General features: G+C 66.5%; 7 protein-coding genes. 3 read left to right on the top strand and 4 right to left on the bottom strand.

Annotated features, from left to right (window positions below):
* Window positions 1–2,409 (top strand): hypothetical protein (locus tag KBI44_20550; GenBank protein ID MBP9146873.1); only part of this gene is annotated, 2,409 nt, incomplete at its 5' end.
* Between the two features lie 1,109 nt (window positions 2,410–3,518).
* The gene (locus KBI44_20545) at window positions 3,519–4,721 is read left to right on the top strand and encodes a hypothetical protein (GenBank protein MBP9146872.1); all 1,203 of its coding nucleotides are present in this window, start codon (window positions 3,519–3,521) and stop codon (window positions 4,719–4,721) included.
* Window positions 4,722–4,929: 208 nt separating this feature from the next.
* Here the strand turns inward: KBI44_20545 and KBI44_20540 are convergent, their stop codons facing one another.
* The gene (locus tag KBI44_20540; protein MBP9146871.1) at window positions 4,930–5,607 is read right to left on the bottom strand and encodes a DUF1211 domain-containing protein; all 678 of its coding nucleotides are present in this window, start codon (window positions 5,605–5,607) and stop codon (window positions 4,930–4,932) included.
* 270 nt (window positions 5,608–5,877) lie between these two features.
* Between KBI44_20540 and KBI44_20535 the strand changes: the two genes are divergently transcribed.
* On the top strand, window positions 5,878–6,453 hold the full coding sequence (locus KBI44_20535) for a CHRD domain-containing protein (protein MBP9146870.1): 576 nt from the start codon (window positions 5,878–5,880) through the stop codon (window positions 6,451–6,453).
* A 189-nt stretch (window positions 6,454–6,642) separates the two neighbouring features.
* Here the strand turns inward: KBI44_20535 and KBI44_20530 are convergent, their stop codons facing one another.
* From KBI44_20530 to KBI44_20520, 3 genes are read right to left on the bottom strand one after another with little or no spacing between them, the layout of a single operon-like run.
* Window positions 6,643–7,062 (bottom strand): twin-arginine translocation signal domain-containing protein, encoded by a 420-nt coding sequence (locus KBI44_20530; GenBank protein MBP9146869.1) that lies wholly within the window; start codon window positions 7,060–7,062, stop codon window positions 6,643–6,645.
* Window positions 7,059–7,220 (bottom strand): hypothetical protein, encoded by a 162-nt coding sequence (locus tag KBI44_20525; GenBank protein ID MBP9146868.1) that lies wholly within the window; start codon window positions 7,218–7,220, stop codon window positions 7,059–7,061. Before KBI44_20525 ends, KBI44_20530 begins: the two co-directional genes overlap by 4 nt.
* Before the next feature lie 7 nt (window positions 7,221–7,227).
* Window positions 7,228–7,983 (bottom strand): hypothetical protein, encoded by a 756-nt coding sequence (locus KBI44_20520; GenBank protein ID MBP9146867.1) that lies wholly within the window; start codon window positions 7,981–7,983, stop codon window positions 7,228–7,230.
* Window positions 7,984–8,047: the final 64 nt, after the last annotated feature.

Below are 8,047 nucleotides of genomic sequence, written 5' to 3'. Positions count from 1 at the left end.
ACGACCTACGACCCTGCCCGAAGGCCGACGCGCTCGACCCTCGGCGGCCCCAGCTTCACCCCTTTTACCGAGCTTCTCTCCTGGAGCCCGCGCAACCTGAAGACGGCCGTGCAGCGCGAGGATCTCAACAGCCAGGGCTACGTCGTCGCCTACGACGACGCCGGCCGACTGATCGAGGCGGCGAAGACCGAGAATCCGCTCGCGCTCGCGCCGAACAACTCCACCCCGACCGCTGCCACGGTCGCGGCGCTCCCCGACTCGTTCAGCTACTCCTACGACGCCGCGGAGAACCTGCTCGATCAGCGGCCTGAGCGCTACGCGATCTCGAGCCACCAGTCCAGCCCGCCCGACGGTTCGGGAAGAAACCGCCCGGGCTCGTTTGCCGGCCAACCGCTCGCCTGGGACGGCAACGGCAATCTCGTGCGCAAGGGAATCGACCGCTTCGCCTGGGACTACAGGAATCGCCTGACGCGGGTGACCCGCGACGGCGTCGGCGAGATCGCGCGCTACGAGTACGACGCCTTCAACCGGCTGACGAAACGCGAGGTCGGAGGCGAGACGCAGGAATGGGTCTGGTCCGGCTGGCGACTTCTCGAGCGCTACGCGGACGGCCAGCTCGCCATGCGACGAATCAACGGCCAGGGGCTCGACGAGGTGGTGCGCCAGGAGACCGACGGCGATGGAAATGGGGGCGACGGCGTTCTCGAGACGGTGACGATTCCGGTCTACGACTCGATCGGCAACGCCGTGGCGATCACCGACGAGAACGGCAAGGCGATCGAGCGCTACGACTACGCGCCGTATGGCACCCGAACGATTCGCGTCGATCTCACGCCGCCCGCCGTCGAGCAGCTGCGCGAAGCGAACGGCAAGCTCCTGCTCGAGCTCTCGGAGGAAATCCTCCTGGACCGCGTCGAGCAGGCGATCGCGAGCGGCGCGCTGACCTTGCGGGACACGACCGACGACGAGCCGGTCGCCATCACCGCCAGCCAGCCCGTGCGCGACGGCAAGCAGAAGGGTCGGCGCCTCCTGCTCACACCCGACCCGGGGAGCCCGCCGGAGGCGAATCATGGGATGCTCCTCCACATCGAGCCCGGCGCGATGGTGGACCTCTTCGAGAACCGACCCGAAACGGCGTACGACAAGCCCTTCGTCTGGCTCGCCGCCGACCACGTGATCGACGACACCGCGCCGCCCCGAGTCGACCTCCTGCTGACGAAAGCCGGCGAGCTCGAGCTCGGCTTCAGCGAAGAGATCGACCCCATCGTCGCGAGCGCCGTCGTCCTCCTCGACGGCGCCACCCGAACCTGGACCGCCCTCCCCGACGGCTACACCCTGAAGCCCGCCGGAGCCATCAGCGCCACCACCCACACCCTCCAGATCGGCCCCGCCCTCATCGACAAAGCCGGCAACAGCATGCAGGAACCCTTCACCCGCAACATCACCACCGGCGCCACCGACCACATCGCCTACGAACGCCCCGACCCGAGAATCACCCCCACCTCCACCCTCGACAACCTCGCCAGCTTCCAAGGCCACATCACCGACCCAGCCACCGGCCTCGTCTACATGCGCAACAGATGGATGGATCCGGAGATGGGGAGGTTCTTGAGTCCGGATCCGCTGGGGTATCGGGATGGGCCGAGTGAGTATTCACTTACAGCAAATAGCCCTCTCGTGTGGAGCGACCCGCTTGGCCTGTACCAAGCCGACTTTCACTTTGGCGTGACGTACCTGCTGTCGCTCAGGGCTGGATTCTCGAGACTGGTGGCGCAGAAGATCGCCGCATCGGCGGAACGGCCAGACCAGGACGGCCGAAGTCCAGTAGTTAGTGGAGCCATGGCGCGGTTGGGTCGAGGAAGGGATCGCACTCAGCTTCAAGAGTGGCACTTCCCCAAGGAGTTTCTAGACTCGGGCGAAGTGACCCCAGGAAGCACCTACGCTTGGGCAAAAGTCAGGGCCGGAATCGCGTCCAACAACCTAGAGCAGTTTGGCGAGGGACTCCATCCCTTGCAGGATTCCTGGTCGCATCAAGGCATCCCTTCGATGAAGGGTGGCTACGCAGGCCACCCTGAAGCTCGCGGCGGCTTGCTTAGTTCCAAGACCGACGTTCCCGCAGAGTACCCCGACGATGCAATCGGAGCGGGTGAAGCGACCTATCTAGCGCTTCTGGAGTTTCGGGAAAAGGGATGCCAGCCAGGAGACCTTGAGAGACCCGCAGTTCCGTGGGCTGCAGTCAAGGTAGAACTTCGCGAGTTCTTCGCTCTGCGAGAGCGGATGGACAAGCGAGCTTGGTTTGCCCGGAGAGGCGTATCGATGCCTGAAGCCTACTGGAACGACGTCTCGAGGGGACCCATCGAACAAGACGAGTATGACAAGACACGCGCCCAAACTAGAGGTGCTCCATGAGGGCTCGACCCAGTAGCAGCGGTGCTCGACTGGTATCAGCGCTGGGGCTAGCACTGTTGGGTACTTGCGCCTGCGATTCTTGGGCAGAAAAGCCCCCAGAGCCGAACCTCCAGCTCGTTCACAAATTCACGTCTGCGTGGCTGGTCGATAAGAACTTTGTCTTGGCAAAGTCCTTTCTTTCTCCCTCCTTCTTCTTGCTTGAAGGGCCACAGGGCCGCGGGGCCGAAGCTCCGCCTGGACCTGAAGGCGCGAACGAAACGTTGGAATTTGCGACCTTGTGCTCTAGTGGCTGCAGAACTGGAGAGGACTGCTTCTTCAGCCTCGATGACCGCAGCGATTCGGTTTGGACGCGAGAACGACTTCATGTGGGAGAAACTGAAGTAGCGGCCGACTCGAGACTTTCAAGGCTCCTTGATCAAGACATCGAAGTCTTCAGTTCAAGACTGTCGGGATGCGGGCATGTGCTCGCGATAGGTGTGAGAGATCTGGTAGCGAGTTCGCCAGACGAGCAGCGCATCGCATTCATTTACCTGGTGGCCCCTTAGGTCCGATCGCGTTCTGATCGATGCAAAACTCCTAACTGCTCCGACGCAAAGTAGAAGTTGACCAAGCCGCTGCCAACTTCAGCACCGCCTGACTTGGTCGGCGCACTCATTGGCGCAGCGTTCCCGGAAAGCCTGTCGAATCGAGTGCAGCCGATTTTCGAGTGCAAGTTCCACGCCGAGACGACACGAGGCGGGCTTGCGTGGCGCAACGCAATCAGCAGGACTCGGACAATCCGGCCAGGGAGGTCGGCGCTTCACCAGCATCGAACGCGTGACGCGTGAATCGCTGTCTTCGAGCTCTGCTGCGGGCCGCCTCGGTTCGCGATCGGCTTCGAGAGCAGGCTCGGCTCACACTGTAGCGGGGTCGCGCTGTCGGGAAGGAGGATGGCACCAGTAGGCCCCGACCCCGACGAAAGTGAGGGTGCTTCTCCGACTCTGGTGAGGGGTGGAGGGCGGGGTCGGCCGGTAGAGTGGTGCGCGCGAGCGGGCTTCCTGGGGGTCGGCATGGGCGACGGGGCGACGGGGTGGGCGGCGAGAGTGGTTGCGGTCGGGATCGCTTCGGCGGTGCTTGTCGTTGGCCAGGCCGGCGGCCAGTTGCCGCTCGGCGGTCCGAACCTGGTCAACAGTGCGACGCCGGCGGGCGACCAGCAGGGGCCGTCCGTCGGTATGGCGGACGACGGCCGCCTGCGCGTCTTCTGGTCCGAAGCGACCACCCTCGATGTGCTGCAGCGGGCTTATGCGGCGAACGGCTCGCCGTTCAACGCCAGCGCACCGAACCAGGTCGAGGCCGCCGAGTTCGACGCGGCGGCCTCGGTGAACGGCTCGGGCGACTGGATCGTCTCGTGGAGCTCGAACCAGGTGCAGGACGGCGGCCTCGACCTGTTCGCCCGGCGTTCGTCGAACAACGGCACGACGCTTCCTTCGGAGTTCCAGGCGACCGTGGCCGCGGCGGTCGACATCGACCGGGCGGCGCGTCTCTCCCGCGCGGACGACGACAGCTACGTCGCCGTCTGGGTCGACGATCTCGCCCCGGGCGACCTTCAGTTCCGGAAGTTCGCGGCCGACGGCGCGCCGGTGACCGGCGACCTCTCCGCCGGCGAGGCGACCGATCCCGACCTCGACGAGTTCGACGTCGCCTCCGCCCCGGACGGCTCCTTCCTGATCGCCTGGCAGGGAGACGCCACCCCCAACGAACAGGTCTTCGCCCGCTGCTTCGATGACAGCGGAGATCCTCTCGGTCCGCAGTTCATCGTCCCCGCAGAGCTCGCGTCACGCAACCTCCTACCGCGCGTTGCGGTCGACGCGCTGGGCTTCTACGTCGTCGCCTGGATCGAAGGCGGAACGACGGATATCGAGTGGCGCCGCTTCGCTCCGGACTGCGAGCCGGTGGGCGGAGACCGGCTCGCGGTGGCCGGCGGCAGCGAGGGCAACCAGAACTTCGAGCTCGACATGGCGCGCGACGGCGCCATGGTGCTGGCGTGGAATTCGGAGGAGCTCGACCCGGACCAGGGGATCTCGGTGCTCGAGCTGACGAAGTCCGGCAAGGTCGTCGGCGCCGAGTTTCTGGCGCACGAGGCCGCGGCCGGCCGCCAGATCCTCCCGGACGCTGCGATCGGCGACCTGCTATTCGCGGTCGTGTGGGAGGACCAGGAAGATAGCCCTTCCATCCTCGACGACATCCTCCTGCGGCGCTTCGTACGTCGCGTCGTCTTCACCGACGATTTCGAGAGCGCGGACGACGCTTACTGGAGCAGCTCGACCCCCTGAATCGGGAGCCGCTGTCCCATCGCCGGCGAGGTCGGGATTGGGTGTTCTCCGCAGCTCTCGACATACGCCTACTCCAGCGCAGAGTCACTTTCCTGGAGTCAGAAATTGAGCAATTGGGGACAGTCCCCACTATTGCTAAGTAACGTTTCCTCAGACGCTTGCGGAAAGTGGGGACTGTCCCCAATTCTCCGGAGAGCGGCAGGGGAATCTAGGGGCCTGCGGTGCGAGCGGCCCGCCGGGCGCTCCAGAAACCGTGCGCGCCGCAGAGCGGGCCGAGGAGGCCGTAGATCCATCCGGGCATGCCGACCCGGACGCCGATCCCGGTGATCGCCATCGCGAGCGAAAGCAGGCCGACGGCGCAGAGGATCGCGTAGTGCCGGGCCCAGAAGCGGGCCTCCCGGCGCTCGCGCGGCGAGAGGCCGAGGCCTTCGGCCCGGCGCGCTCCGTGGACGTAGAGCAGGGCGACGAAGAGAAAGATCGCGGCGAAACCTCCGCCGTACCAGGCGAAGAGCTTCCCGAGCTCGGCGAACGAGGCGACTCCGCCGCCGCCGCCGATCCCACTGCCGAAGAGCATCGTGGCGAGGCCGCGGGCCAGGAACTTGAGCGGGTAGACGTAGAACAGGACGACGAACAGCAGGCAGGAGTTGAGCGCCACGGTCATGCGGTCGCCGAGCGGAAAGCGGCGGAAGAAGGCGCGATGCACCGACCAGATGAAGACCAGCGCCCCGAAGCTCAGCGTGAACGGCACGAAACCGATCAGAACCTGCTCGAGCTCGAGCACCGTCGAAGGCACCTCGAGCGCCACCACGAGGAGAGTTGCCGCGAAGGCGAAGACGCCATCGGAGAACGCCTCGAGGCGCGCGGAGTCGCCGGGGACGAAGGTCATCTTCCACCTTTCACGGCCGCGTCCTGAGGATACCGGCCCGTTCCGGAGTTCGTGGCGCGAGTCTAGTTCGAGCCCGTCCGCCTGTCGACCGGTGCGCCACGCGGAAAAAACGGCATGCATCCGATCGAGGGCAGTGCCGGGGCGTACCCACCGCCCCGACGAGCGTCGCGGGAGAACCGGCTGGCAGCCGGGGATCCATTTTCCTGCGTCGCTCTATTTTCTTGCGAGTAGACTCGTTGCGAACTCGTGACCGGTCCCGGGAGATTCGCTATGCGTGAGTTGCGCTATCTCGTCTTCGCTCCGCTGCTGGCCGTTGCCGCGCTCGTCCTTGCAGGTGGGCTGGCCGCGGGGCCGGCAGCGGCCCAGGCGATTTTCGACGGAGCGCTCGATGGGGCGTCGGCCAATCCGCCGACGGCTTCGACGGCGACCGGGGCGACCGAGCTGACGATCGACGAAGACCAGCTCGTCGTCGACTTTTCGTTCTCGGGGCTCACCGGAAACAGCACCGCGGCGCACATCCACTGCTGCGCGACACCGCCGTCGAACGTCGGGGTTGCGGTGAACTACTTGACCTTTCCCCTCGGAGTCACCTCGGGGGCCTATGCCAACACCTTCGACCTGGGCAGTACTGCGACCTACTTTGCAGCTTTCGTCACCGCGAACGGCGGGACCGCAGCCTCGGCCAAGGCGGCGCTACTCGCCGGCTTCGCGGCGGGGCGGGCCTATACCTGCGTGCATACGACGAACTTCGGCGGCGGCGAGATCCGCTCGCACTTCGGATTCGCGTCGTTCCTGGACGGTTTCGAGAGCGGGGATGCCGACGATTGGAGCGACTCGGTGCCGTGAGGTGGGCGGCATCTGCTGCCCGTGACGGAAAACGGGCGCCGGGATCCGTCGACTTGCGGACTGTGGCCGCGCCGATCGATCTTCAGCTCTTGAACGGATTCTCGATCGTCAGGCGTTCGATCCGCTGGCCGTCCTGGAGGTCTTCGCTCAGCAAGCGGGTGCAGCCGGCTTCGAGGGCGGCGGCGACGATCAGGGCGTCGCAGAACGAGAGGCTGGAGCGCTCCTGGGCCTCGAGGCCTCGACAGTAGAAGGCTGCGCTCGGTCCGCCGCGCCAAGAGCGGCAAGAGGACCTCGTCCATCAGCCGGCCGGCCTCCGCCGGCGTCAGGCTTTGCGGTCTTGCCAGCCTGCGAGTTGCTTTCCCACCGGCAGCTCGCGCACGCGGATGCCGGTGGCGGCATGGTGGTGCGGATCCCCTGCCCCATCTCGGAGCGATGGCAGACGATCGCCACCGTGCCTTCGGGGTGGAGCGTCACGTAGGCGACGGCATCCCAGGGCGCGGTATCAGAGGTGGCGGCGTCGAGCCGGCGGATGCCGCCGGGGCCGATGGCGATCACCAGTCCGCCGGCACCGGCAAGCTGCAGGAAGCGGCGGCGGTCGAGGTTGTTCATGACCGCTTCTCCGGCACGGCTTGCGCCGCGGCATGAATGGCCGCGCGGATGCGGGCGTAGGTGCCGCAACGGCAGATGTGCCCGTTCATCGCTTCGTCGATGTCGGCGTCCGTCGGTCTGGGCTTGGCCGCAGGGGGCAAATTGGGGACTGTCCCCAATTCGGGTTCAGGAGCCGACGATGCGTTTCAGGGCGGCCTGTTTCAGGGGCATGCTGGTGGCGGCGCCTTTGGCGATGGCGCGCACTTCGTTGTCCGGCAGTGTCGGCAGGATGCGCAGGGCGAAGGGGGTCGGGAGCTTCGGGTTGCGGATCAGCGCGACGCGGACGTCGAGGTTGGCGAACCAGGGATTCGTCTTGAGGATGAGCTCCGCCGCCTGAAACGAGAGGAACGACGACTTCGCGACACGCAGCACTTCGTCGAGCGACAGCCGCGGGTTCTTGAGCAGGGCGAAGAGCACCTGCGGATCGCTGTCCTGGACGAGCAGGGCGCGGGCGAGACGATCCGCCTTGGGTGCGAGGAGCATCCGCTGTGGCGGCGTCATCCGGCGCAGCTGCTCCCAGAGCGACCCGGAGGCGGCCGGTGCCTCCGCCGCCGCTTCGGACGACTCCGAGGATTCCGGCGCGGCTGCCGCGGCTGCCGATACCGGAGGTGCGAGCAGCTTGCCGACGATCTCCGCCGGGGTCCCTTCGAGCTCGAGCGCGAGCGCCCCCGGGAGCGCCGCGACCACCCGGGCGGCGACGGCGACTTCGGGGCCTCCGGCGACGCGCAGCGTCAGCGCGAGCCGCGTGTCGGAGGGCAGCGCCTCGGAGCTGGGCAGCAGCAGCCCACCGACGGCGAGGCTCGCGCGCTCGACGGCGGCGAGCTCGCCGGGGCTGTCGAACTCGATTCGAAAGGCTCCGGGCCCGGTCGATTCCGTGCGCATGACCGAACGAGAATCTCACCTCGCAGTGGCGGCGGTCCAATTCCGGGTTCGTCGGGGGTGCGTC

This window comes from Thermoanaerobaculia bacterium, assembly GCA_018057705.1.
Taxonomy (GTDB): Bacteria; Acidobacteriota; Thermoanaerobaculia; order Multivoradales; family JAGPDF01; genus JAGPDF01.
This window is presented reverse-complemented; position numbering and strand designations above follow the sequence as displayed.

Coding starts and splice junctions, on each gene's coding strand:
- KBI44_20520 (MBP9146867.1), bottom strand. CDS start 7,983: ATGCGCACGGAATCGACCGGGCCCGGAGCCTTTCGAATCGAGTTCGAC.
- KBI44_20530 (MBP9146869.1), bottom strand. CDS start 7,062: ATGAACAACCTCGACCGCCGCCGCTTCCTGCAGCTTGCCGGTGCCGGC.
- KBI44_20540 (MBP9146871.1), bottom strand. CDS start 5,607: ATGACCTTCGTCCCCGGCGACTCCGCGCGCCTCGAGGCGTTCTCCGAT.
- KBI44_20535 (MBP9146870.1), top strand. CDS start 5,878: ATGCGTGAGTTGCGCTATCTCGTCTTCGCTCCGCTGCTGGCCGTTGCC.